At 44.5% G+C, this 25,118-nt stretch carries 24 protein-coding genes; 18 read left to right on the top strand and 6 right to left on the bottom strand.

Going from position 1 to position 25,118, the window contains the following annotated elements; genetic code table 11:
* Together PPM_RS25245 and PPM_RS25240 are read right to left on the bottom strand one after the other, a co-directional pair.
* On the bottom strand, positions 1–1,194 hold the full coding sequence (locus tag PPM_RS25245) for an NAD(P)/FAD-dependent oxidoreductase (RefSeq protein WP_013373673.1): 1,194 nt from the start codon (positions 1,192–1,194) through the stop codon (positions 1–3).
* 36 nt (positions 1,195–1,230) lie between these two features.
* Positions 1,231–2,466: an FprA family A-type flavoprotein gene (locus tag PPM_RS25240; RefSeq protein ID WP_013373672.1), complete on the bottom strand. Its 1,236-nt coding sequence runs from the start codon at positions 2,464–2,466 to the stop codon at positions 1,231–1,233.
* A gap of 215 nt (positions 2,467–2,681) precedes the next feature.
* On the opposite strand from PPM_RS25240, the gene PPM_RS25235 reads away from it, so the two are divergent.
* The 14 genes from PPM_RS25235 (at position 2,682) to PPM_RS25180 (ending at position 17,690) form a co-directional block, all read left to right on the top strand.
* Complete coding sequence (locus tag PPM_RS25235; RefSeq protein WP_013373671.1) at positions 2,682–3,023, top strand: cupin domain-containing protein; 342 nt, start codon at positions 2,682–2,684, stop codon at positions 3,021–3,023.
* A gap of 180 nt (positions 3,024–3,203) precedes the next feature.
* The gene (locus PPM_RS29730) at positions 3,204–3,359 is read left to right on the top strand and encodes a hypothetical protein (RefSeq protein ID WP_013373670.1); all 156 of its coding nucleotides are present in this window, start codon (positions 3,204–3,206) and stop codon (positions 3,357–3,359) included.
* Positions 3,360–3,404: 45 nt separating this feature from the next.
* Complete coding sequence (locus PPM_RS25230) at positions 3,405–5,036, top strand: response regulator (protein ID WP_013373669.1); 1,632 nt, start codon at positions 3,405–3,407, stop codon at positions 5,034–5,036.
* Positions 5,033–6,796 carry a sensor histidine kinase gene (locus PPM_RS25225; protein ID WP_013373668.1) on the top strand — a complete coding sequence of 588 codons (1,764 nt, stop codon included), beginning with the start codon at positions 5,033–5,035 and terminating at the stop codon, positions 6,794–6,796. Before PPM_RS25230 ends, PPM_RS25225 begins: the two co-directional genes overlap by 4 nt.
* Positions 6,797–7,007: 211 nt before the next feature.
* Positions 7,008–7,415 (top strand): hypothetical protein, encoded by a 408-nt coding sequence (locus PPM_RS25220; RefSeq protein ID WP_013373667.1) that lies wholly within the window; start codon positions 7,008–7,010, stop codon positions 7,413–7,415.
* Positions 7,416–7,485: 70 nt separating this feature from the next.
* Positions 7,486–8,544 (top strand): ABC transporter permease, encoded by a 1,059-nt coding sequence (locus tag PPM_RS25215; protein WP_013373666.1) that lies wholly within the window; start codon positions 7,486–7,488, stop codon positions 8,542–8,544.
* A complete protein-coding gene (locus PPM_RS25210) occupies positions 8,525–9,814 on the top strand; it encodes an ABC transporter permease (protein WP_013373665.1) in 1,290 nt (429 codons plus the stop codon). Before PPM_RS25215 ends, PPM_RS25210 begins: the two co-directional genes overlap by 20 nt.
* Before the next feature lie 9 nt (positions 9,815–9,823).
* Positions 9,824–10,489: an ABC transporter ATP-binding protein gene (locus PPM_RS25205; RefSeq protein WP_013373664.1), complete on the top strand. Its 666-nt coding sequence runs from the start codon at positions 9,824–9,826 to the stop codon at positions 10,487–10,489.
* Positions 10,490–10,719: 230 nt separating this feature from the next.
* The gene (locus tag PPM_RS25200; RefSeq protein WP_013373663.1) at positions 10,720–12,387 is read left to right on the top strand and encodes an ABC transporter substrate-binding protein; all 1,668 of its coding nucleotides are present in this window, start codon (positions 10,720–10,722) and stop codon (positions 12,385–12,387) included.
* A 14-nt stretch (positions 12,388–12,401) separates the two neighbouring features.
* A complete protein-coding gene (locus tag PPM_RS25195; protein WP_013373662.1) occupies positions 12,402–13,382 on the top strand; it encodes an ABC transporter permease in 981 nt (326 codons plus the stop codon).
* Between the two features lie 390 nt (positions 13,383–13,772).
* The gene (locus PPM_RS25190) at positions 13,773–14,696 is read left to right on the top strand and encodes a carbohydrate ABC transporter permease (protein WP_013373661.1); all 924 of its coding nucleotides are present in this window, start codon (positions 13,773–13,775) and stop codon (positions 14,694–14,696) included.
* Between the two features lie 104 nt (positions 14,697–14,800).
* Entirely contained in the window at positions 14,801–16,144 is a 1,344-nt protein-coding gene (locus PPM_RS30305; RefSeq protein WP_016324883.1) for a carbohydrate binding domain-containing protein, read from the top strand.
* Complete coding sequence (locus tag PPM_RS30300; RefSeq protein WP_231860478.1) at positions 16,083–16,925, top strand: endo-1,4-beta-xylanase; 843 nt, start codon at positions 16,083–16,085, stop codon at positions 16,923–16,925. Before PPM_RS30305 ends, PPM_RS30300 begins: the two co-directional genes overlap by 62 nt.
* A 48-nt stretch (positions 16,926–16,973) precedes the next feature.
* Positions 16,974–17,690: a glycoside hydrolase family 43 protein gene (locus tag PPM_RS25180; RefSeq protein WP_013373660.1), complete on the top strand. Its 717-nt coding sequence runs from the start codon at positions 16,974–16,976 to the stop codon at positions 17,688–17,690.
* A gap of 76 nt (positions 17,691–17,766) precedes the next feature.
* On the opposite strand, the gene hxlB is transcribed toward PPM_RS25180, so the two are convergent.
* On the bottom strand, positions 17,767–18,324 hold the full coding sequence (hxlB, locus tag PPM_RS25175) for a 6-phospho-3-hexuloisomerase (RefSeq protein WP_013373659.1): 558 nt from the start codon (positions 18,322–18,324) through the stop codon (positions 17,767–17,769).
* A gap of 4 nt (positions 18,325–18,328) precedes the next feature.
* A complete protein-coding gene (gene hxlA, locus PPM_RS25170; protein WP_013312540.1) occupies positions 18,329–18,964 on the bottom strand; it encodes a 3-hexulose-6-phosphate synthase in 636 nt (211 codons plus the stop codon).
* 445 nt (positions 18,965–19,409) lie between these two features.
* Here hxlA and PPM_RS25165 point away from each other — a divergent pair, with 445 nt between their 5' ends.
* A complete protein-coding gene (locus PPM_RS25165; RefSeq protein ID WP_013373658.1) occupies positions 19,410–20,285 on the top strand; it encodes a hypothetical protein in 876 nt (291 codons plus the stop codon).
* Positions 20,286–20,483: 198 nt separating this feature from the next.
* Here PPM_RS25165 and PPM_RS25160 read toward each other — a convergent pair whose 3' ends face one another.
* Together PPM_RS25160 and pepT are read right to left on the bottom strand one after the other, a co-directional pair.
* Positions 20,484–21,320: a methyl-accepting chemotaxis protein gene (locus PPM_RS25160; RefSeq protein WP_013373657.1), complete on the bottom strand. Its 837-nt coding sequence runs from the start codon at positions 21,318–21,320 to the stop codon at positions 20,484–20,486.
* 191 nt (positions 21,321–21,511) lie between these two features.
* Entirely contained in the window at positions 21,512–22,747 is a 1,236-nt protein-coding gene (gene pepT / locus PPM_RS25155; RefSeq protein WP_013373656.1) for a peptidase T, read from the bottom strand.
* Between the two features lie 231 nt (positions 22,748–22,978).
* Here pepT and PPM_RS25150 point away from each other — a divergent pair, with 231 nt between their 5' ends.
* The 3 genes from PPM_RS25150 to gpmA all read left to right on the top strand — a co-directional run bounded on the left by PPM_RS25150 (position 22,979) and on the right by gpmA (position 25,063).
* Positions 22,979–23,266, top strand: a complete 288-nt coding sequence (locus PPM_RS25150) for a hypothetical protein (RefSeq protein ID WP_013373655.1) — start codon at positions 22,979–22,981, stop codon at positions 23,264–23,266.
* A 149-nt stretch (positions 23,267–23,415) separates the two neighbouring features.
* On the top strand, positions 23,416–24,156 hold the full coding sequence (locus PPM_RS25145) for a Bax inhibitor-1/YccA family membrane protein (RefSeq protein WP_013373654.1): 741 nt from the start codon (positions 23,416–23,418) through the stop codon (positions 24,154–24,156).
* A 157-nt stretch (positions 24,157–24,313) separates the two neighbouring features.
* Positions 24,314–25,063 carry a 2,3-diphosphoglycerate-dependent phosphoglycerate mutase gene (gene gpmA / locus PPM_RS25140; RefSeq protein ID WP_013373653.1) on the top strand — a complete coding sequence of 250 codons (750 nt, stop codon included), beginning with the start codon at positions 24,314–24,316 and terminating at the stop codon, positions 25,061–25,063.
* Positions 25,064–25,118: the final 55 nt, after the last annotated feature.

Genomic DNA, 25,118 nt, shown 5'->3' with positions numbered 1-25,118 from the left:
TTAGTTCTCCTTGTCATCCAAAATTTTTGTAAGCTCTGGTGCATCCGGACTGAGTCCTTGGATAATGGCTGTTTTATATGGAAGTGAAGCGAGAGCATCCCCAAAGCCGATCACACCGCAGATAGAGCCGTTTTGTATGAACATACGTGTATAAGAAACTTGATTTTCACGGGTCAGGCTGGTGTCACAGACTTGTTCGTCTACCAGACCGATGGAAAACAAGGGGCTTTCATAGCTGTTGGACAGGGTGACAGGAAGAGGACGCTGGTAAGCTGTGGAGGTACCCGCCATATTAGTGCCTGCTATTTTCCCTTGCTCCATAGCACTTTCCCATAATCCATCTACTCTATTGTGGAACTCGGCTACATCACCTGCCGCATATATATGGGCGGAGCTGGTCTCCATCTGCGCATTCACCAGAATGCCTTGTCCAATATCAAGGCCGATTTGGCGAGCAAGCTCCGTATTAGGTACAATTCCGATAGAGTACACGACATGTTCGCAGGGAATAACAGTGCCGTCCTGCAGTTCTACGCCCTCTACATGATCTGTGCCTGTAATACGCTTTACGCCTTGCCCAAGGCACACCTGGGTACCCTGTTCGATAACTCGGCGGGTCAAAATAGCGGATGCCTTTTCATCTAGCTGGCGAGGCATGAGCCGTTGCGAAGCTTCCAGAATGGTAACGGCATATCCGGCTTGCTGGAAGGACCATGCGGTTTCTACACCCTGAATACCACCGCCGATGATACATATCCGGTCACCTTGTCGCAATTCCGTTTTAAGTCTGTCTGCATCTTGTCGAAACCGAATATTGTGAACGTTCCTTAGTGAAGCTCCGTCCAGCACAAGCTTACGGTTGTGGGCTCCTGTACACAGCAGCAGCTTGTCATAAGCAACGGTTTGCCCGTTGGCTGTTTCGATGGTGCAGTCCTCTGCGTGTATCGCCGCGATCTTTACGCCGGAATACACATGAATCCGTTGACTAGCAAACCACTTTTCCTTTTTAATCAGGATTTTGTCGCTGTGCAAGTCAGTGAATAGTGCCTTCGAAAGCTTGACTCTGTTATATGGAAGGGAGGACTCTTCCCCGTAAATAGAAATTTCTGCTAGCTCATCATGATCTCTAATCGCTTTTGCCGCGTTGACAGCGGCCACGCCCCCTCCGATGATAACGTAATGTTGGTTATCCATTCGGCATCTCTCCTATTCCCTCTAAGCTTCCTGTGCTCAAATAACACTAAGCAGCAGATCTGAGACAAATTCAGCGGCATTTTTAATTTTTTTCACTTTTTCAACTTCTGTAGGAGAGAAGCGAATGCGTACTGGGAATTCCACATGCGTCATACCCGTTGACTTGATTACATCTGAAGTGCTTTGGACTTTCATATTAGTACCGTTCAAGTAATCCTGTACGACTTCAATGGCTTCACCGCTCCAGCCGTAGGAACCAAAGGCGGCAGCCAGCTTACCTTCCAAATTCATTTTTTGCATTTTTTGCAGCAGATCTTCCAATTTGCCTGTCATGTCGGCATATTTGGTAGAGCTGCCGACGAAAACAGCATCCGCTGAGGTAATACTATTTAATATCTCGGTTTCATCCGCTTTATCTACATCCCATAGCTCCACCTTGATTTGGTTCTCCAAAAAGCAATCTCTCAGGATGTTTGCCATTTTTTTAGTATTATTTTTTAAGGTGGCATAAACAATCGCTACTTTTTTATCATCCTTGGTTTCGGTGCTCATCGATGCGTACAAATCAATAAATTTGGCAATATCATGTCGGATCGCGAAGCCGTGGGAAGGAGCAATCATCTCAATATCCAAGTCAGATACAGCTTCGATTAATGTACGCACATATCTGCGATGAGGATGAATAATAGCCTGATAGTATCCGATAAAATCCTCGGTGATATCAAAGCCGGCCTCATCGGCAAATAGATGTTCTACAGCCACGTGTGTGCTGAAAATATCGCAAGGGAACAAGATTTTGTCTTCGATGCAATACGTAATCATAGTTTCTTCTGTATGGAGATAAGGTGTTTCCTTGAACAGCAGTGTCTTGCCTCCAATATCGAGTTGATCCCCATCCTTGATGACGAGGAAATTCCGATGCTGGAGCTTGTACATCTGCTGAATTTCCGGAACGGCAATCTCCGTGCAGACAATTGTGGCGTTTGCTGCCTTGGAAGCAAGTGCCGCTAACCCGCCGGAGTGATCCGGTTCCGTGTGATTGACGATTATATATTGAATATCCAACGGGTCGATTAATTCCGCTACAGCTTCTGCAAATTCTCTGCCGAACGCCATATCTACGGTATCTACAATAGTTGGTTTTCCTGTTTTCAGCAGATATGCATTATATGTTGTACCCTTTGATAGTAGAAGACGATGAAAGGGGACCTCACGATTATCAATTTTTCCTACCCAATAAATATCCTTTGCCAGCTTAAATCCTGGTTTCATAGGAATAACCTCCTGCTTTTTTGGTTTGTCTGACACAATTCGATTTTAGTTGGATGTGATGATGAAAAAGATGATTGAAATCAAATTTTTGAATATTTCAAAGTATTTATGACTTAAATTTATGTTTGTGATCGCAATCACAAGACGAGCGTAATAATCAAATACAATAAGACTATATAGGCCCAATCCAATTACAAACAGGAGAGTGAATCTACATGAAAAAATCAAACCTCATTCAATTTCAGGAATATAAAGAAGCTGCATTTACAAAACGAATTGTGCATAAGGAAGCCGACAATGTCATTTTTATTCTCAACTTCACCCCTAATGCTGAGCTACCAACACATAATCATCCAGGAGCGAATGTATATTTGCTTGTTCTGGAAGGAAGCGGTACTGTAACTGTAAATGGTGAAGAAACGGAAGTTGTCCAAGGGGATATGATCCATATTACAGGAGATGAGCACTTTTCCTATCGTGGTAGTGCGGAAGCGAATTCCAGCCTGCATGTGGTGTTGACCAAAACGCCAAGTGAAAGCTATGCACAAAATATATAAAGTATAGAAATTGCAAGAAGAGGAACTGCAGTCCAAACATACAAAAGCCGCTTGGTCATTTAGACCAGGCGGCTTTTGTATTGGAGAGTCACACCCCGGAATACGCTATAAACCGGCTGTCTAGCGGGATTACTGTACCTGTGACAGCGCTGAATGTCTAAGCCACAGTAGGTCACGGTTGTGTTCAGTGAGGAAGAAGCTGGGGGCAATAGTTTTCACGCTTTGGAGCGACCTTATGATGAAATCCCGTCTGTACAAATGGCTTCCGAAGTGCCACAATACGTTTTAAAGGCCATTTTTCTCCAGCTGGAATATCGTGCAAGGCTCGTAAAGTAGTTAACCCCAATAAAATGACGTTTCATCGAAAGGAGGAAGCAGGTTATGAAGCTGCATCGAGCCATTGTAGTGGATGATGAAATTTTCACCCGCAAAGGGCTGATTCAACTTGTCGATTGGGAAATCTGTGGCTTTGAAATCGTGGGTGAAGCTGATAACGGTGAGGATGCGCTGGAGCTAATCAGTCGTCTTCACCCAGACCTGATCATTACCGATATTCGTATGCCTGTGCTGGATGGATTAGAGCTGATTCGATCTGTACTCGAACGGAGTACCCAACATCCTGCTTTTATTATCATGAGCGGCTACAGTGATTTTGCTTATGCGCAGCAGGCACTCCGCTATGGAGTTCATGATTTTATACTTAAGCCGGTTGATGATGAGGACTTTTCGGCTACACTGCGCAAGCTGAGTGAAAGATTGCACCGTGAACAACAGAACGCGCAGCGATATCAGAACCACCTTACAGGCGGGCTGCTAGAGACGATGATGATGAACCCAGTGGATGATGCAGTGGTGACACATTGGGAGCAACAGTTGCGGCTTGGAGAAGCCACGTATATGTACTATGTACTCGTCGAGCTGAACGATCAGCATCCTTGGCACTCCAGTGACGATGGCGTCATGCTATCACTTTTCCAGTTCCGGGAACTTATAGAGCAAGCGCTTCATCGTTTAATGGGCAGCAAGTACCCTCTCTATGTCCATGAGCATCGTAACCGGATTGGTCTTATCGTACCGGACTTCTTTTTAGAGTGTTTTGAAGCCAAGGTGGAAGTTTTTATGAAAGCGCTACAACAGGAGATAGAGGGGATGGAGTCACTAAAAGACCGGTTGGGAAGTCGGGTGTTCGTTTATGCGGGAAGTCCTGTGAATCAGTTGCGGGATATCCAGCAGTCCTATGCCAGTGCAAAGGAGGCAGTTCTCCATAAATACATTCATGACCATAGTGGTATTGTTGTCTATCTGCAGGGAGAAATGCCACCCCTCCACTATAGGACCATTCGTCAGGACGTACTCGATAGCTTGACAGAGCAGATCGAGGAACTCCAATTGGAAGAGCTGCGTGCGACCGTAGATTATTTATTTAGCAGCTTTCGGGAAGAGCATTATGCCCCTGAGGCTATGAAAATGAGTCTGCATCAATGCGTTCTTAGTATCGTGCGGGTCATTCAAAACATGCAGGGAAATGAGCGCTCAATTCAGTCGCTGGAACCGATGATCAACTGGCAGGATATGAATCTGTCGCTGGGTGAACTCCAGCGATTGTTTACAGCCTTTGCCGAGGAAAGTGGAAAATATATTGGGACGCTGCGCAAGGAATGTCAGCAGGGAGGAATCCAGCATATCCGTGCTTACATTGAGCAGCATGCTGACGAGAATATAAGTCTGAAAAGTATTGCGGCCCGCTTTTACATGAATCCGGTATACCTCGGTCAATTGTTCAGAAAAACATACGGGGTGTACTTTAACGAATTCCTGCTGAAATTACGCATTCAGGAGGCGAAACGCCTGCTACGGCAGACGGATCTGCGTATATATGAAATTGCGGAGCGCGTGGGCTTCGGCAGTTCAGACTATTTTGTGACTCAGTTTGAAAAGCTGGCGCACGTCACGCCAAGTGAATACCGCAATAGCCTGAGTGTTGGGTACGAGCCAGAGAGGTCCGGCGAATGAAGAGGCTGAGAACTATCCTGGATCATATACGGCTGCGAGATAAAATGCTGCTGCTTTATTTCCTCTGTGTTTTTACACCTATAGTGCTGACCAATCTGATCTTTTACCATGTTACCTCGCAAAATGTGAAGGAACAGCGTATTCAGGATATTACGCGCGCACTGGAACAAATTAAAATTGAATTTCACCGGGAATTTGAAGATGCGATGGAAATCTCGTCTATCTTTTATACCGATTATCGACTCAATGAGGTGTTGGAAGAAACATATCCCCACCCTGCTGACTATATTGCTGTTTATGACACTTATTTACGTCGTATCTTAAACAATACGTACAGCCCTGTGTACCAATCCGTAGGTGGAATTACGATCTACACTGATAATTCAACGCTGCTGAATTCCGGGGGAATCAGCTTTATAGATGAGAGGGTCAAAAGCTTCCCCTGGTATACCCAAATCCCGCCTGGACGCCAGTCCAAGCCTATATTTGTCCGTACCGACGACAGTACCGACGAGCAGACACACCCCTTCAGCCTGATTCGACGGATGAACTACTTTTATTCCCCAAGTGGTCGTGAAAAAATACTAAAAATAGAGCTGCGAATGTCGTCCATTCGGGAGATTTTCAATAACCTGAATTTACAGGGGAGTCTCTTCCTGCTTAACGAACGGGGAGAAATTGAATACACAAATGATCCCAAGGTGGATATAAACCATAAAAGCGTGGCCTATAGTACCCTCAAGCTGCCCGAGAACACCATGGAGTTCAAGACCAGTTATGTACTTACGAATAATCTGAACGGCTGGAGCATTGTGGCCGCAGTATCAAGGGATGAAGTGCTGTATGAAATGCAGGAACCTCGCAATTTTGCGCTCTTGTTAACCTGTGTGAATATGCTGCTGCCCACCTTGATCATTATTTGGATTACACGTTCGCTGAACGTGCGGCTTCATCGCATTTTGAAACATGTGAAAAAGGTGAAAAATCAGCATTTTGAACTCATTCCAGGTATGGAGTCGAGTGATGAAATCGGACAGCTAACAGGTGAATTTAATCGGATGACGCTGAGAATCAAACGACTGATTAACGATGTTTATATGGCCGATATTCAGCGAAAAAATCTAGAGATTCAGCGTAGACATGCCCAGCTGAATGCACTTCACAGCCAGATCAACCCCCATTTTCTGTTCAATGCGCTGGAGACGATTCGCATGCGAAGCCTGATGAAGCATGAGGATGAGACAGCCCGCATTATTCATAACATGGCACGGATTTTCCGCAATTCGCTGGTGTGGAACAAGGATCGAGTTACTTTGCGGGACGAGTTGGAGTTGATCCGTTGTTTTCTGGAAATCCAACAATATCGCTTTGGTGAGCGAATACAGTACGATGTACAGGCGCGCTCTGAAGACTTGGACAATCTGATACCCAAAATGGTCGTACTGACGCTGGTTGAAAATGCAAGTATCCACGGCATTGAGCCGCTAAAGCATGGGGGACGCATTGAGATTCTTTTTGAGCATGAGGAAGGACGACTGATTCTAACGGTTCGGGATGATGGGGTTGGCATGTCTGTGGAACAGGTGCAGCGCTTATATGGTTACATGCAAAGGCAGGAAGAAATGGGTGAGCGTATAGGTCTGCAAAATGTCATCTATCGTCTAAAACTTTACTACGGGAAACGCTTTGAGCTCGCCATTCGCAGTGCACCCGGCGAAGGTACGGAGATTCGTATAATGATTCCTGCGGATCGGGTGTAAAACCTTCAAAAGTGTAAAAAACCTAAATAAATCATTTTTCTACAAAAAATTTCATTTTTCGCTATATACTCCCCTTCTATTATATGGTAAATATGAATATATACTAAAAATCAATAATAAGAAGAAATAGTCTAGGATATCTTAACACTAACGAAGTTTTGAATAGCTGGCCAGCTTTCAAATATAACTAATTTTTTATTGGAGGAAGAGTATGAAGTTTACTAAAAAGTTAATTAAGTCCTTAGCGGTTGTTGCTATTATTGGTTCAATTTCCGCCTCTGCTTATGCTTCTAGTACCATTGAAGGAGGTTGGATTGAAGGGAAGGGTAATTTTTCTAATAATAATTCTCGTCAAGAGCTTTCCTTACGTGCTGCGAAAAGTGTTCCAGATCACCAAGGTTATACGGAAGCTAAGCCAGGAAATTCAGATTTAGAAAGAGCAGTTGCTATAACAAAGTGGGAGGGTGAATACCACTATTCCAGAGCACAATTAACTTGGGCAGGAAGTGTACGTCTTGATAGCGACAGACAATGGGGGTGGGATCGTACCAGGGCTGTCACTGGTTATGGTGAAGCTATTCTTGTAGCGAGAACTTTTTACGGCGGTAGCCAAGAATAATTAAAAATTAAAGAAGGTGAGATTGTTATTTCCTTAACAATTTCACCTTTTATTACGAGAGGTATTTGAAATGAAAAGTAAGCTGAAGGAAATTTCCGGAAATGGACTAATACCAATATTCGTACTGTATTTTTTATTGAGTATGATTATGATCTCTGTGAGTTATTACATGGTACAACAAAAAGAATTAGACTCCTTGTCCAGAGGTCTTTACCAAGAAAATAGTTTATTCTTTATGGTAGATCAAAATTCTGCTCACGAATTGGACTGGCGTAAGCTCCGAACTACGTACCCATTTACCATATTCAAGGAGCTTGAAACTGGGGAAATGAATGTGCGAGCTCTTTATTATAAAGAGGATACATATAAGCCACCAATTGTTGCAGGGAGATTTTTTAATGAGGACGATTTTTATAGTGATCATAGGTATGCTGTAATTGGACAACATATTGCTGAATCAGCACTTACGTCTCTTGACGGGAGACGGTATTATCTGTTCCAAGGAAAAAAATTTGAAGTCATAGGTTCTATGGGGGCGGCCTATCCATCAACTCTGGATACAACGGTGCTACTAAACTTGGATGCCCTTGGTCAACAAACTCACCTAAATAATATCTATGTACTAAATTCTCCCGCAGTGTCCTCTGTTATCAAAAATGGATATTTAATTTTTGAAAACTTAAGCGCTAAGGTGAATGTATTTGACCGCGGTGATGCTGGAGCACAGAGATATGTGGGCATAGACATATATCGTAATACGATCATAATTACTGTATTTCTGTTGTTGGTTTGCTCCAGTGTTATATTTACTATGAATTGGTACGATAAAAAGAAAACTGAAATAACTTGGTTATGGATTATGGGAATTAAGTCAGAGAAAGCGATAGTGAAATTTTCCAAACGATATTATGTAGCCGTCTCCCTGTCTTATTTGCTTATGTGTACAATAAGCCTTTTCTTATTTTTGATCGCTGGGGCTTCAATAGAAAATATTGAACTGTACGTACAATATCTGCTTATAGGCTACGTATTAATTCTCTTATCTTCTTATCTTTCCATATCCGTTACTGTCAAAAGGATAGGTAGATCAGGAAAGGACTTAAGTTTAAATGAGAATGGTATACAGTGAAGTTTTAGAAAGCGTACAAAAGAACAAAAGTACAACGATATTTATTCTCCTTCAAATTACTATTTTGTTTTTTTTAGTTACTGTTTTATTTTTGAATTTTAATCATTTAGTTACGAAATCAAGTAAAACAGCAGCCTTAGGGGCACAAGACAGTTTCCAGTTATCAGACACTCTAACGAATAGTGATGAATTAAAAGAACTTATGAATCAACCGATGTTCTTAACCAAAATTAAAAATTTTTATAATTATGTAGAGAAACATATAGGTGAGAAGTATATCTACATTTTTACGCAGCCTGTTGACCTCATTCATTTTGAAGGAGCGGACAAGGCAAAATTTTCACAGGATTATGAACAAGGATTTGAACCGAATGTCTTTACTATCAATAACAAAGGCCCTTATGTTTCTATAAAAGCTTTACAAATTAATAAACAAGGACTAGATCAGTTTTCCATTGAAACAGATGAGGGGGAGAACTTGACCGCACATGATTTTAATCATGTGGGTCATACAAGCATTCCTGTACTCCTAGGAGCAGAATATAAGCAACTATATAAAGTAGGAGATATTTTAAAAGGGAAATATTTGTTAAAAGATTTTGAGTTTTATGTAAAAGGGTTTGTTAAAAAGGATTCACTTGTTTTTAATGCTAATAACCCGGAAATATATCTTGATCGGTATATTATTATGCCCGCACAACAGTTTACAAGTGTCCCAGATACTAAGGAAGACTTTAACTTTCAACAGAAACACTATCTCCAAATGATAAATGGGGACATTTGGAGTTCGGAAACCGAGTACTTTGTAAGGAGCAAGGTAGAAGAAGCCCAAAAAAAGACTGGTTTTTATGATACCCAAGTTCTTGGAGCAAACAGCCCACCATTAAATTTTATTTTTTCAGCGCTACACGAGAATATCATGGTACTCAGTGTTATAACTATAACTATATTTGTGGTGTGTATTCTCAGCATTTCGATTTTAATGGTAACTAAATTAGAAAAAAATATGAAAAACTTATCTATTCACTTGATCTCTGGAGCAACGATAATGAATATACTTTTCTATTTTATTGCAGAGATAGCATTTTTGGTGATAGTTCCAGGTTTAATTAGTCTATTTCTGTATACTTATCTTATTAACTTTAAAATGGGTAGTTACTTCATCACGATATTGCTGAGTATGCTAATTATATTCGCGTTGTCTACACTTCTACTTTACTACAAGACGAGGAAGTTGCAGGTTAGTATGTTTTTAAAACGAATGGAGTGATTGGTTTTAATGATTACAATAAATAATCTTCACAAAGCTTTTAAGGTGGGGGAGAGGGTTTTGGAAGTATTAAAGGGTGTGGATTTGAGTATTAAAAGGGGCTCTATGACAGCAATTATGGGTAGGAGCGGTTCAGGAAAATCCACTTTGCTAAATATAATTGCTGGATTAGACAAACCGGACAGTGGGACTTACATGTATGAGCAAGAAGATCTGACTACTAAAACTCTAAATCAATTAGCAGATTTCAGAAGAGAAAAAATAGGATTTATTTTACAAAATTATGCTCTGATTGATACCAAAAATGTGTTCGATAATGTGGCTTTGCCCCTAAAATATAGTAAATACCCTAAAGCAAAGATAAGTCATATGGTGGAAGATGTTTTAGAAGCATTAGAGTTAGAAAAGTTAGGTTTTCATTCTGTTGATATGTTGTCTGGTGGTGAAATGCAGCGGGTGGCGATAGCAAGAGCTCTTGTTCAAGAACCAGAAATTATACTGGCTGACGAACCGACAGGTTCCCTTGACGAACACTCTGAACAGAATATTTTGGGTATTTTCAAGGATTTAAATATACAGGGGAAAACTATTGTAGTCGTAACACATGACCAGCAAGTCGCAGATGCATGTGATGAAACGATTTATATCAAAGAAGGGAAAATACGTTATTACTAATTTGTTTTGTCATGGACGCCGATGCTGGATTGGCGTCCATTTGCTTTGAAGGACCTTCACCTATAGTTTCCTAAGTAACACCTTTAGATTGACAGGTGAACAAAATGAACGGCATTTTATAAAATGAAAGTGCTTACAATTTAGGATGCGCGGGATTCTCGTTGTTCAAGGGGCGTGCGCATGATATTCACACATAATTGACAAAAGAGGCCGAAAGGGGAAGGTCTGGCATGACAAGCAAAAGGTTCGGAATCATCAGTCTGGTAATGGTTATGATGGCATCTATGATCACTGCTTGCTCAGGGAGCTCGGATAAGGAGCCTGCGTCGGGAGATAGCAAGGAGAAGGTCACGTTCACGTATTTTAATGCCACGGCGGGAAGAGACATTAATACCAATGAAACGCGGATCGGAAAAGTTTTGGAAGATCAGACCGGCGTGAACTGGAAGCTGGAGCATTTGGTAGGGGATTCGAATACGAAGATTGGCACGTTTATTGCAAGCAACGATTATCCGGACGTAATTGTACCGGATGGGACGATTGATAAACTGCTGGATGCCGGGGCTTTCATTCCCCTGAATGATTTGATCGACAAATATGGACCAAATATCAAGCGTGTATACGGACCCTACTACAACCTGATGAAAGCGGAGGATGGGAATATCTATTTCCTGCCGTTTAGCGCGGTGGTCGGCGATTATTTGTCTGCTCCTAACATAGAGCAGGGAGCTTTTTGGATACAGCGCAGAGTGTTGAAGGAGGCGGGATATCCAAAAATAAAAACGTTAGATGAGTACTTGGCTCTGATTCGGAACTATACGAAAAAGCATGCAGACGAGGGATTAACCGGGTACTTGGCGCTAACCACGCAGGATAGGTTTTATGCGCTTACGAATGCGCCGATGCATCTGGCAGGCTATCCCAACGATGGCGGCACAATTATTGATATGAAAACACACCAGGCGACGGATTATGGAGATAAGGACATCACTAAACGGTACCTGAAAGAGCTAAATCAGCTTAACGCAGAGGGCCTGTTCGATAAATCGTCCTTTGTGGACAATTACGATCAATATTTGGCGAAGCTGACCTCGGGCAAGGTGCTGGGCTTTTTCGATTACCGCTGGCAAGCAGGGCAGGCTCTAAATAACCTGCAGGAGGCTTCCAAGCGATCGGGTAATGATGATCTGGAATATGTAGGGCTGCCTGTTGTATACGACCGGAATATAAAGGATCAGTATCTTGATCCGTCGTCATTTGTTAATAACCGAGGCATTGGAATTACAGTCAGTGCCAAGGACCCGGTACGTATTATCAAATTTTTCAACAATCTGCTGACCGACGAAAACCAAGTGTTATCCAACTGGGGGATCAAAGGTGAAACCTATGATGTAGATAAAAATGGGCGCTTTTATCGGACCAAGGAGCAAATTAAAAAGACGGGTGAGGATGCGTTCCGTGACTCATTTGGGTTCAAATATTTTGAATACAGCTGGCCGCGATACGGTAACGGTTCTTCCTTGCCTGACGGCAACTCGGCTAGCCCCGGACGGCAGCCTGAGGTTGCACGTATGTCGTATACCGAAGGTGATAAAAAGCTGCTAAAAGCAAACGGTGTAGAGTCCTTCTCGCAGATGTTTTCCGCACCTGACGAACGTCCATGGTTCCCAGCCTGGAGCATTCAGGTTGCCCAAGGCTCACCAGCGCAGATCTTTCAGCAAAAAAAAGGAGACCTGCAGCGCAAATATTTCCCGCGCTTGGTGCTGTCTGCACCGGCACAGTTTGATGCCATTTGGAATGAATACACCACCGAGTTTAACAAGCTGGATGTGAAGGCTTTTGAGGAACTGATCACGAAGGAGGTTGCCAAAAAAGTCAAGACGGTCGGAAAAAAATAAAGGAGGAAGCAGCTATGAGCTACACGTCACCGCCACCTGTTACGACCTCCTCGGGTCGTTTGCCGTCCTCACGGCGAACCGGCTTTAGGGGATTTATACACAAGCTGAACCAGCAGCGTGCACTCGTATGGATGTCCGTCCCTTTTTTAATCTGGCTGTTTATTTTTAAATATTTACCTCTGTGGGGCTGGACGATTGCTTTCCAGGATTTTAAGCCTGCCCGCAAGCTGCTTGACCAGCATTGGGTCGGGTTGAAGCATTTCCGTTTTCTGTTTCAGGATGAACACTTTCTGCGGGTGATGCGCAATACGCTGGCGATGAGCTTTATTAACCTGGTGCTGGGCTTTGTCACCGCTATAGCATTGGCGATTTTGCTGAATGAGCTTCGCCAGCTCGTATTTAAACGGGTGGTTCAGACGATCAGCTATTTGCCACACTTTATTTCTTGGGTGGTCGCGGCCAGCATCATTAGTACTGCACTGTCTGCGGACGGCGGTATCATCAATGAGGTGCTGATGTGGCTTGGGCTGATTAAGGAACCTATTCTGTGGTTAGGTGAGGGAAGCTACTTTTGGGGCATTCTCGGTGCGTCGGAGGTATGGAAAAATGTCGGCTGGAATACCATCATTTATTTGGCCGCGATGACGATGATTGATCCCTCGCAGTATGAAGCGGCCGAGATGGACGGAGCAGGGCGGTTTCAGCGGATTTGGCATGTGACATTACCAGGATTAAAGCCTGTATTTATCATCCTGCTCATTATGAACATTGGCAACCTGCTCGAATCAGGCTTTGAACCTCAATATTTACTGGGCAACGGCATGAACGTGGATTACTCGGAAAATTTGGATATTTTCGTACTGAAATATGGTATCCAGATGGGGAACTTTTCGCTTTCCATTGCTGCCGGAATGTTCAAAACGGTGGTTAGCTTCATTCTGTTGTTTAGCGCCAATTATATTGCGAAGCGGTTAGGGGAGGAGAGGTTGTTCTGAAAAAGGGGTGAGTTATTCTGGGAGGGGGCGTTGTCGCTTCGCGTGCAGATTGTTCTTCCGAATCCTCCGCTTCTTCAGAACAATTCCGCCCGCTCCGCTACTACCCGCCGTAAAGTCACTTTTTTTAAGAACTGAGGGTAGTGGCAGGGAAGAGCTTAAGAAAGGCGCGTGACTCGCGCCTCCTTGTAATAACTGCGTCATGATGGTGGCTCAGCTTCGTTATCGCCATTAGAGGATGTCTTTGGGAATGGGCTATTCGAGGCGATAGCAGGAGTGCGTGCTTATGCATACTACAGGTGCAAGTCTGTGGATTTTTAACAGGCCGCTTCGCGGACCTCATCAAGACCTTAAGTGCTGGGCTAGGCGATGTTTTAGAAAGGAGAGGAAGTCATGGGCAAAGGGAAGGCCGTACATGGGCGATTTCGGGCGCCCTCGGATCGGATTTTTGATGCGTGCAATGTTGTGTTTATGCTGTGCCTAATGGTGTTCACGCTGTATCCATTTTTAAATACGTTGGCGGTTTCATTAAATGAAGCGAATGACTCCATTCGGGGTGGGATTTATTTGTGGCCGCGTGAATTCACGTGGAGTAATTATGAATTTGTATTCAAGGAAGCGACGATTTTCCATGCTACGTTGATTTCTGTATTACGTACGGTCGCGGGTACAGTGACCTCGGTGTTTTGCTGCGCGATGGTGGCGTATACGATCAGCCGGCCGGAATATGTGCTGCGCAAATTTGTTTCGATTGCCTTTATTTTGACGATGTATTTTAGCGGTGGCTTGATCCCCAATTTTCTCTTAATTCGTGAGCTTGGGATGCTGGGAACCTTTTGGGTGTACATCGTACCGGGGTTAATCGGGGTGTTTAATGTCATAGTCATTCGCTCCTTTATTGAGGGCTTGCCAGAGGGGATTTTGGAGTCGGCGCGTATTGACGGTGCTGGGGAGTTTGCTACTTTTATGCGTATCGTTTTGCCACTGTGTGTGCCGGTGCTGGCAACGGTATCCCTGTTCACGGCAGTCTCGCAATGGAATTCCTGGTTCGATGTATTTTTGTACAATTCGTCGTATGAGCAGTGGAGCACACTCCAATATGAGCTGATGAAAATTTTGCAAAATTCCAATACGTCCGTTAACGCTCAGGATTATGCCAGCCAGTTTTCAGGGTCAGAAAATCTGGCGAAGGCGGTTACGCCTACCTCTATTCGTGCCACGATGACGATTGTCGCCTCAGTTCCTATTATTTTAGTCTATCCGTTTTTACAAAAATACTTTGTGAAGGGTATGACCTTGGGAGGCGTGAAAGGATAGTAGATATTTTACATTTATTCTAGGAGCCACTTTTAATCCGCAAGTAATTGAAATCCAAGGGTGCCAAATACGAATTCAAAAATTTGAGTGCAGGAGGGATTGCTTTGCGGTCAGGTTGGTATACGCCTTTTTGTCTGGTGCTGGCTGGAGTGCTGTTGTTATCGCCTATCGGATGGTGGGGAATGTCTGTAGCGAGAGCAGCTCCATCTGTGGAACATTCTCCGTCGGTTTCGAACACGGTGCTATCGGTAGGGAAGATCATTGGAGCGTATGGATTTGAGCAAGGAAACAGTGACGGCTGGAAGCCACGGGGAGCTTATACCCAAATTGCATCCGTCACGGAAGCGGCATATGGCGGTACGCACAGTCTGAAGGCAACCGCTCGTACGGCGGCTTGGAATGGAGCAGAGTTAGATGTGAAGCCACTGTTGCTGCCGGATGTGGAGTATGAAATTAGCGGATATGTGAAACTGGACGGCAATGCTGCAATTCCAAGCGTGCTTAAGTTTACGATGGAGCAGCAGCCGACAGGCGGGACTACAGCATGGAAGACCCTAGCTCAGACGGAGACAACAGATACATCGTGGATCAAACTCCAGGGGAGATATACTTTTACCGGGGAGATGAATGCATTGAAGCTGTATGTGGAGAACTCGAATTCTGCTCAGGCTTACTACGTGGATGAGGTGGAAATCAGGCAGGTTTCAGTAACACCAACAAATCCTACAAGTGGGATCGTATCCGGATTCGAAGACGGTACAGCCCAAGGATGGGTATCCCGCTTGGGAGACGAGACCGTGCAGGTCTCGAATGCCGATGCACGGACCGGCTCATACAGTCTGCTGACATCGGGCAGACAAAAGGCATATGCCGGACCCAAGCTGGACGTGACTGCCACAATGCAAAAAGGCAACCGATATACGGTCAGTGCCTGGGTGAAGCTGGCTCCGGGTGAGCAGCCTAATAAGGTGAGGCTCAGTGCACAGCGTGATTACCAAGGCCAAAGTGCATATGAAACGGTTGTAGGCGATACGGCTGTCACGACAGGGGGATGGGTGCATTTGTCTGGTACGTATACGCTCGCACATGATGCAGATACCGTTTCTATGTACCTGGAATCGCCAGAAGGGACGTCTTCCTTTTATATGGATGATTTCGAATTGTCGCTGGTGCCGCCGCTGGCGATTGAAAAGGACATACCTGCTTTGCATGGATTATATCAGGGACAGTTCAGCATCGGCACAGCGATTGAGGCTTTCCAGACCGAAGGGGCTTACGGAGAACTGGTACAAAAGCATTTTAACAGCGTCGTTGCAGGGAATGCGATGAAGCCAGTCTCCTTGCAACCATCTGAGGGGCAGTTTCATTGGGAGGAAGCAGACCAAATTGTGCAAATTTGCCAGACAGCACGGATTGGGAATTCGTTTCCATACGTTGGTGTGGCATAACCAGACTGGAGATTGGATGTTTAAGGACAAAAATGGACAGCCGATGACGCAGACTGCTGAGAATAAAAAGCTTTTGCTGGACCGCCTGGAGACGCATATTCGCGCCGTTGCGGCCCGGTATAAAAATGTCATTACCGATTGGGATGTGGTAAATGAGGTCATTGATCCTGATCAGCCGGACGGCATGCGCCGCAGCAAGTGGTATCAGATTACAGGAACCGATTATATTGAAAAAGCGTTCCGTGTCACGAGGGAAGTGGCAGGGCCGAACGCGCGATTGTTCATTAACGATTACAATACCCATGAACCGAAGAAACGCGATTTTCTGTACAATCTGGTGCGTGATTTGCTTGCTAAAGGCGTACCGATTGACGGCGTAGGTCACCAATCGCATATCCGCTTGGAGTTTCCTACCATAGCCGAAATTGAGCAATCCATCGAGAAGTTTGCTTCACTTGGGCTGGATAATCAGATCACGGAGCTGGATATGGGCCTTTACTCTAATGATACGGATCGCTACGAAACGATCCCTGAAGCCATGTTGATTCGGCAGGCTCATCGTTATCAGGCGCTGTTCGATATGTTTACACGACAGCAGGACCATATCAGCAATGTGACCATTTGGGGGACAGATGATGGCAATACGTGGCTCAGTACGTTCCCGATTGCCCGGTTGGATAAGCCGCTGCTGTTCGATGAACGGTTAAAGGCCAAATATGCATATTGGGCGCTGGTGGATCCATCCAAAGTGCCGCCGCTACCAGCAGGGAGTAACGAATAAATGATTTGAGACAGAGGAGTAGAGCTGTTCAAAAGGAGAGCTGAAGCTATGGCTACCTTGCGCTATACGAATCCGGTTGTCCCCGGATTTTATCCTGATCCGAGCGTGATACGTGTCGGAGAGGATTATTACATGGCGACAAGCTCATTTGAATACATGCCGGGGTTGCCGATTTTTCATAGCCGAAACCTGACCGATTGGCGGCAGATCGGGCATGCATTAAATCGGCGCAGTCAGATGGATTTGTCCACACGGAAGAGCTCAGAAGGTATATATGCGCCCACATTGCGCTATCATCAGGGTGTATTCTACCTGATTACGACAGATGTGATGGGGATAGGCAATTTTTATATTACGTCTGTGAACCCTGTGGGACCTTGGTCTGATCCGATCCGTATTCCTTACGGAAATATAGATCCGTCCCTGCTATTTGATGACGACGGGAAAGTGTATGTTACCGTACAATCCGGGGCAGATGCCGAGTCGCATATTATTCAGTACGAACTGGATATTGCTACAGGCCAGGCATTGACCGAGCCTGTGGCTATTGCTCATGGAGATGGCGGCGTATGGACCGAAGGGCCGCATCTGTATCACATCGGCAGTCGTTATTACCTGCTGTGCGCCTGTGGCGGCACGGGGCGTGATCATCGTACGCTCGTGTATCGGGCCAATAGCCTGTATGGTCCATTTGAACGGATGAAAGAGCCCATGCTTCAGAATGAATATCCAAACTTGTGCAGACAAGAGAATCCCCTCATTTAATACAAAAAAAAGCAGGCTGCTTACATGCTCGGACATGTAAGCAGCCTGCCTTGTTATCGCAAAGGAACAAGCAGTTTTATTCCAAGTTGGCGTGTTGACCATACATGGATTCGGAGGTCAGCTTGCGCAGCTGCATCGTTCTGAGCACCAACGCATCGCCATACAGCAGCAGAGTTTGCTCAAACAGTGAGCCCATGGGCTGAATGGTCTGGTAATCCTTGCTGGACGGGTCCTTGGGCGCGCCGGGCAGCTTGACGATGATATCGGCCAGTTTGCCGATGGTAGACTCGGGGGAAGTGGTAAGCACCGCCAGTGAGGCCCCGAGTTTCTTCGCTTTGTCTGCCATCGAGACTAAGCTTTTGGTTTCACCAGAGCCTGAACCGATAATCAGCAGATCTCCCTCGCTCAAGCCAGGGGTTACGGTTTCCCCAACTACGTAAGCTTGAACCCCCATATGCATCAACCGCATGGCCAGCGAGCGAATCATGAACCCTGAGCGCCCCGCTCCTGCTACGAATACCTTATTCGCAGCAGCGATGGAGTGGATCAACTGTTCTGATTCGGTATCGCTGATTAGCTGTGGAACGAATTGCAGCTCCTTGATGACCTCAGATAAATATTGAGAGGTTTCCATTGGATTAACCTTGTTTGATGAGCTGCTGCATTTGCGAAGCTACAGCCTTTTTGTCGTCTTCGCCAGTGATACCGCCGCCTACGATAACCAGATCCGGTTGAGCTTTTACCACTTCAGCCAATGTACTCAGCTTGATGCCGCCAGCTACGGCTGTTTTGGAGTTTTTTACGACTTTTTTGACGGTTTGCAGTGCTTCGAACGGACTTTGACCTTCCGCTTGCAGATCGTAGCCTGTATGCACACAGATGTAGTCAACGCCTAAAGCGTCGATTTCTTTTGCACGTTGCTCCAGGTTTTTAACACCGATCATGTCCACCAGGATTTTTTTGCCGCCTTGTTTCTTAGCTTCTTCTACAGCACCTTTGATCGTTGCATCTTCAGCTACAGCCAAAATCGTCACGATATCTGCACCAGCCTCGGAAGCTTTTAGCACTTCATAGCCCCCTGCGTCCATAACTTTCAGGTCAGCCAGTACTTTTAGATTGGGAAATGCTTCTTTCATTGCTTTTACAGCATGAAGTCCTTCATTGATGACAATCGGCGTACCGATTTCTACGATATCAATATACGATTCTACTTCTTTTACCAGTGCGATACCTTGCGGGATATCTACCAAGTCTAAAGCCAATTGAAGTTCCATGTTATTAACTTCACTCCTTAAGTGAATTTGTATTTTAGTGAACAGGTACATGCTTTGTTGAGTCGTACTTATACTTTGTTTTCATGCACAGGTTTGATTGTAAGGCCCCGGTATTCGGTTGAAAAGTACGCACTAATTCGTAACGTAGTTACCCTGACGATACTATAGACCATGAAAACCACCCATATGAGAGCCAATATTTTGTCTTCTTTAGCATTATTTCGATAATGAAAATCATCTATTCGTAACCAGTAAAATATACACATCCATGTCAGGTTGCAAAAGTATGAATGTACCGATAATTGAATTGACTTCAAGTTAGGTTTTGACTATATTTGTAATATACTGGTATGCAAAAAAAGGGAGTCTAACAGCATAACTACCCTGAAGAATAGCCACTAGGCTAGGGGTGACTTTAATTTTCAGGATAGGGAGGCGGGGTTTAGTGGAAGAGGTCCTGAACCAAAGGGAAGCTATTTATTTGTTGTCGGACAGCCACGCGCTCGATAAAGCTTGCGAGTTGTTTAGAATCAGCTATACGTGTAATGATTGGGATGAAGCGAACAAGGTTGCGGATTATCTGCATTCGTTGGCTGAAAGCCTGTATCACACCCAACTGAGAAATGCTGCAGACGGCAAGTACGAGACATTGAACGCCAAACACCCGCTGGTGTTTTATTATGCTTACAGCTATCTAGCGAAATCGATTTATTATCAGAATATGGGCCAGTATGAGGAAGCCAGAGATTATATTATGAAGTATAGCGAAATGGGTTGGTTTATGGGGCTGGATCAAAGCGGTCACGAAGAAGTAGAGAGATTCCGTTTTCTCGCCAAGGCCAATTTATATACGATTGATTTACTTTCGGGGAAGAAGGAACTTTTACCAGAATATGTTCAGTTTCTTCACGACAATGACGAGGAGCTACTCCCGGGATTGGTTGGTATTGCTGAAGCAGCTAACTTGAACAATTGGGATATTGACGACCTGCTGAACGAGTTTGCCGATGATATTGAGATATTTGAAGGTTATGAAGATAGAGCCAACCGCGTATATTATTTAAAACTGGTCAACCAATTAGCTATTTACCAGTTGAAAAAGAAACAGTACATCGTTGCCTTGAATTATATCCTTGTTTCTCTGCAATTCTCTATTGGTGTAGAAGCCAATACTGATTTTAGGACACTGGTTGCACTGTTCGAGACTTATCGAGATTTGGCAACCCTGTCGCAGCAAGAGCAATACCAAACCATTTTATTAAGGGGGCTTCATAATGAAAAAGGCATTAATCTCGATAACTATGGTCTTAGCGTTTCTTAGTGTTGCTCTTCCGGTAGGAAATACATTGGGACAGTTAGACCCCGTGTATCCTTCGAATCATGGTGTTTTTTCTTATACTGCTTGAGTTTAGATTTGGATTGTTAGACCCAGTAGGGATTTTGTAAATAAGGGGAACGCACTTTTACGCCATTTGCGGATCAGTGCGCTCCCCTTTCTCATGCCAATAAACAATATTAATTATTTTACAATATAGGAAGTCAGGTTATCGGCCAGATGTTGCATCGTTTCGCTCGCCTTTCGCATACGCTCCATGACTTCGGTGAAAGAGCCTACCAGAGTCGCCTGCTCTTGAGAAGAAGCAACAATTTGCTCTATTTCCTGCTCCATCTGACGAATGGAGTTCTGTACATCCTTAAGGGCTCCCTCAATATCGACTGTCGCTTTTTTGGACTCTACAGATAGCTTGCGTACTTCTTGAGCAACGACACCAAAGCCTGCTCCTGCTTCTCCGACACGTGCGGCTTCAATCGCGGCATTCAATCCAAGCAGGTTGGTTTGGTCGGAAATTTCCTTGATAAATACAGCGACCTGATTAATTTTACCCGAGTTTTGTACGGCAAATTGGGTGTTCTTTAAAATGTGTTCACTGGTAGCTTGTAGCTCCTCTGAATGTGCTGTTACATGCTGCACCATTTCAATGAGCTGCTCGGTAATGGAGTGGTTTTCAGATACGATTTGATCCAGCTGATTTCTGTTGGTCAAATTATAGGAAGCGGCAAACGCTGCAATGACGTTCCCATTATCATCAAACACAGGAATACTGATCATATCGAGAGGATATCCCAGCAATTCAGCCGGAATGTGGGTCAAGCTGGCCTCATGTCCATTTTTAAGCATGGCGAAATTTTTGTAGCCCTCAAGTAGCTCCGAGCCGGTTTCAAAGCCAAGATTCATACCCTCTGATTGGGTATAAGCCAGAACGTGAGTACGGTCGAAAAGAGCAAGGGTTACTTTCTCCCGCATAATCTGTTGTATGTAGGGAATGGCTGCAATTAATGCATCTATTGTATTCAAGTGGATCACCTACCTTTCTTTACTAAATATATTTTTTATAGTCCTATATATTTGTCGGTCTAAAGACGGATAAAAGTTATAAAAGTATTGAGAATTTAAAGAAAATTCAGAAAAAAAGGCATATCGTTTCATAATAGAAACGATATGCCTTCCGATTTAATTTGAACGTGTCAGTGCTGTGTATAAGCGGCTTACTTGCCACGCTGCTCGAACAATTGTGCAATCCCCACAATAACCTTGGTTGCAAGCACCATGTTATCCACCGACACATACTCGTACTTACCGTGGTAGTTCTCCCCGCCTGTGAAAATATTCGGTGTAGGCAGTCCCATGTAAGACAGCTGTGAACCGTCTGTGCCTCCACGAATCGGCTTGATAATGGGTTCAATATTCAGCTTCGTCATTGCTTCATGAGCGATATCGACGATATGCTTGACAGGCTCAATTTTCTCTTTCATGTTGTAATACTGGTCTCTCAGCTCCAGCGTAATACGGTTGTCTCCATAGGCAGCCTGGAGCTCTTTTACGATATTTGTCAAATAAGCTTTCCGGTTCTCAAAGCTCTCACGATCAAAATCGCGGATAATATAGTATAGTTTGGCTTGTTCTGCTGTGCCAGTAGACTCCAACAGATGATAGAAGCCATCGTACCCATCTGTATATTCCGGGGCTTCATTCACAGGTAATCTACTGTGCAGTTCCATAGCGATTTTGGCAGCGTGGATCATTTTGTTTTTAGCCGTACCGGGATGTACATTTACACCATGAATGGTAATATGAGCAGCCGCGGCGTTGAAGCTCTCATACTCCAGCTCTCCGAGCGGTCCGCCGTCTACCGTATAAGCATATTCAGCGCCAAAAGCGGCTACATCAAAGCGTTCAGGTCCTCTTCCAATCTCTTCATCCGGTGTAAAAGCAACGCGAATTTTGCCATGTTGAATTTCGGGATGATCAATCAGATAGTGGATTGCTGTCATGATCTCTGCGATGCCGGCTTTGTTGTCTGCACCGAGCAGGGTGGTGCCATCTGTTGTGATCAGGGTGTGGCCTTTATATTGAGTCAATTCGGGAAACTCACGTGGAGAAAGGACTACACCAAGTGAGGCATTCAGCGTGATATCGCCCCCATCATAGTTCTCCGTCAACTGTGGCTTTACTCCTGCGCCAGTTAGTTCAGTAGCCGTATCGAGGTGTGCCAGAAAACCAATGACGGGCACTTCTTTATCCGTATTGGAGGGAAGGGTTGCCATCACATAACCATGATCATCAATGGTTACGTCTGTCATACCGATGGCTTTCAGTTCGTCTACCAGGAGGTTGCCCAATGTGAGCTGTCCGGGTGTGGTGGGGCATGTGTGGCTGCTTTCGTCGGATTGGGTATCTACCTGTACATATGTAGTCAGGCGGTCAATCAGTTCCTGTTTCATGTGGTTATCCTCCTTGGGTCATTTCCATTATGGTACGTATTTTATCATGATTAGGCTTATGATATGAAAAAAATGGTTTAACCTTTCAGAATGAAAGGTTGTTTGTAGCACATATAGAGAGATGTTAATCTATGAGTCTTTTAAATTGTGTCTTATTACTGAGTCACTTAACGTTACGTTCATAGATTGGAAGCATAGAATACACTATCAAACGCAAGGGAGGTGAATTCTATGGCGATCCTTTTACCTTCGCAAATTTACAATCTTGCTGCTGGTGTAGGTAAGTCCTTTTTTGAAAACCTGAGAGGCGGTAGTAATGCTACAATTACCGTTAATAATTTCGGTGCCAATCCGGTGGATCTTGTGGTTACCCGTGTCAATGCTCCTGTGATCACTTATACTATTCCGGCGGGCAATAGTCTGACGTTAGAAGTTGCCTTGCTGCTGGTAGCTGCTCTCCAAGCTACTCCAGTTGGAGCAGTAACAGGTAGCATCCAAATTGCTACTGCTGATTTTTAATCTGTAACGACTTGACCCTCTAACTCTAGCTTTGCTGAAAAGCAAGGTTAGAGTTTTTTTATTGTTTGAAATTTTCTGAAACTTTTCTCAGGTTGTACCGATATATACATATGGCATCGTAAATAACACATCGAAAAGGAGTACCCTGTATGAGCTTTAGCAACCCGGTTTTACGTGATGACATCTTTTTGCGTGAAGATGAAAGAGAAGCTAGCGAACAACGTATGACTATCGGAGGAACGGTGAACAAAACGTTGCTTCTGCTAGTCCTGCTCATCGTCTCTGCCAGTATTACCTGGTATATGACCTATCAAGGAACCATAGAGGTGCTATCGTTGATGACGGCAGGCTTTATTGGGATGGCAGGCATAGCACTTTCGATATCCTTTTTTCCCAAAACGGCTCCATTGCTCTCTCCTGTATATGCGATTCTGAGTGGCTTTGCTTTGGGTGGCGTTTCCGCTTTTATGGAATATGAGTACCCTGGAATTGTAGTTAATGCCATTTTGCTGACAGTGGGTATCTTGTTCTTGATGCTCTTTATGTATACACAACGAATCATCAAGGTGACACGTGGCTTTATCTCATTTGTTGTCCTATGTACGATGGCGATTTTTCTAGTGACGTTGGTTGATTTTATTTTGAATTTTTTCGGTATGAATGTTCCGTACATCCATGAAACGGGCTGGGTGGGTATTGGTATTAGTTTATTTATCGTCATCATTGCCGCTTTGAATCTGCTCGTAGATTTTAATTTCGTTGAGGAACAAGCTGATCAAGGTGCACCCAAATATATGGAATGGTATGGCGCTTTTGCATTGCTGGTAACGTTAGTGTGGCTATATGTACGAATATTGGATCTGCTAGCCAAGTTGAGCAATAGGGACTAAGGTCTGCGATTACTTCATATGGTTAAGTAGAATGAGAAGAAGGACGGCTGAATGTCGTCCTTTTTGTATGCAAGAAGCGGTTTAAAAAATGCATTTTACGTTAAATACATAGAAGTTGGGTAAAACATAGAGGATAGATAGGTGAGGAGTGAGGTATATGTATCAGGTGGTGCTGGTGAGGCACGGAGAAAGCGTGTATAACCGACAAAACTTGTTCACAGGCTGGACGGATGTCGATCTGACTGAGCAGGGAACTCATGAGGCTATCGAGGCAGGACGTATCCTCAAGGAGGCTGGGTATACGTTTGACTTGGCATTTGCTTCTGTGTTAAAACGTTCTATCCGCACGTTGTATCATATCTTGGATGAGCTGGATCATCTGTGGATACCCGTGCAGAAGTCATGGAAGCTGAATGAACGCCACTATGGTGCGCTTCAGGGGCATAGCAAACTGGATTCCGCCGTGCAATACGGCGAGGAACAGGTTCATATTTGGCGGCGTAGCTTGACGGTGCGACCTCCTATGTTGGATGCGCAGGATGAACGGAGTCCACATCGAGAAGAGCGTTATCGCCATATTAAGCCAGAGGAGCTACCGCTTGGGGAGAGTCTGGAAGACACGGTGCATCGGGTTGGTGAGTTTTGGAAGCAACGGATCATGCCGTTGATTCTTAAAAAGGAGCGGGTTATCATTTCCGCACACGGTAATACTTTACGGGCCTTGATCAAGTACATGGAGAATTTGGACGAAACCGCATTGCTGGATTTGAACATTCCGACAGGTATCCCACTGGTGTATGAGCTGGATGAGCATATCGATCCTATCCGGCGCTTCTATCTTGGTGATCCGAGTCATGTAGAGGCAAAGAAACAGGCTGTGGCCAACCAAAGCAAGGTGACGGAGTGATTTTCCATATACAAAGAGGACAGGGCGCTTCCTTGCATCCTGTCCTCTTTAAGTT

Source organism: Paenibacillus polymyxa M1 (assembly GCF_000237325.1).
Classification (GTDB): domain Bacteria; phylum Bacillota; class Bacilli; order Paenibacillales; family Paenibacillaceae; genus Paenibacillus; species Paenibacillus polymyxa_C.
This window is presented reverse-complemented; position numbering and strand designations above follow the sequence as displayed.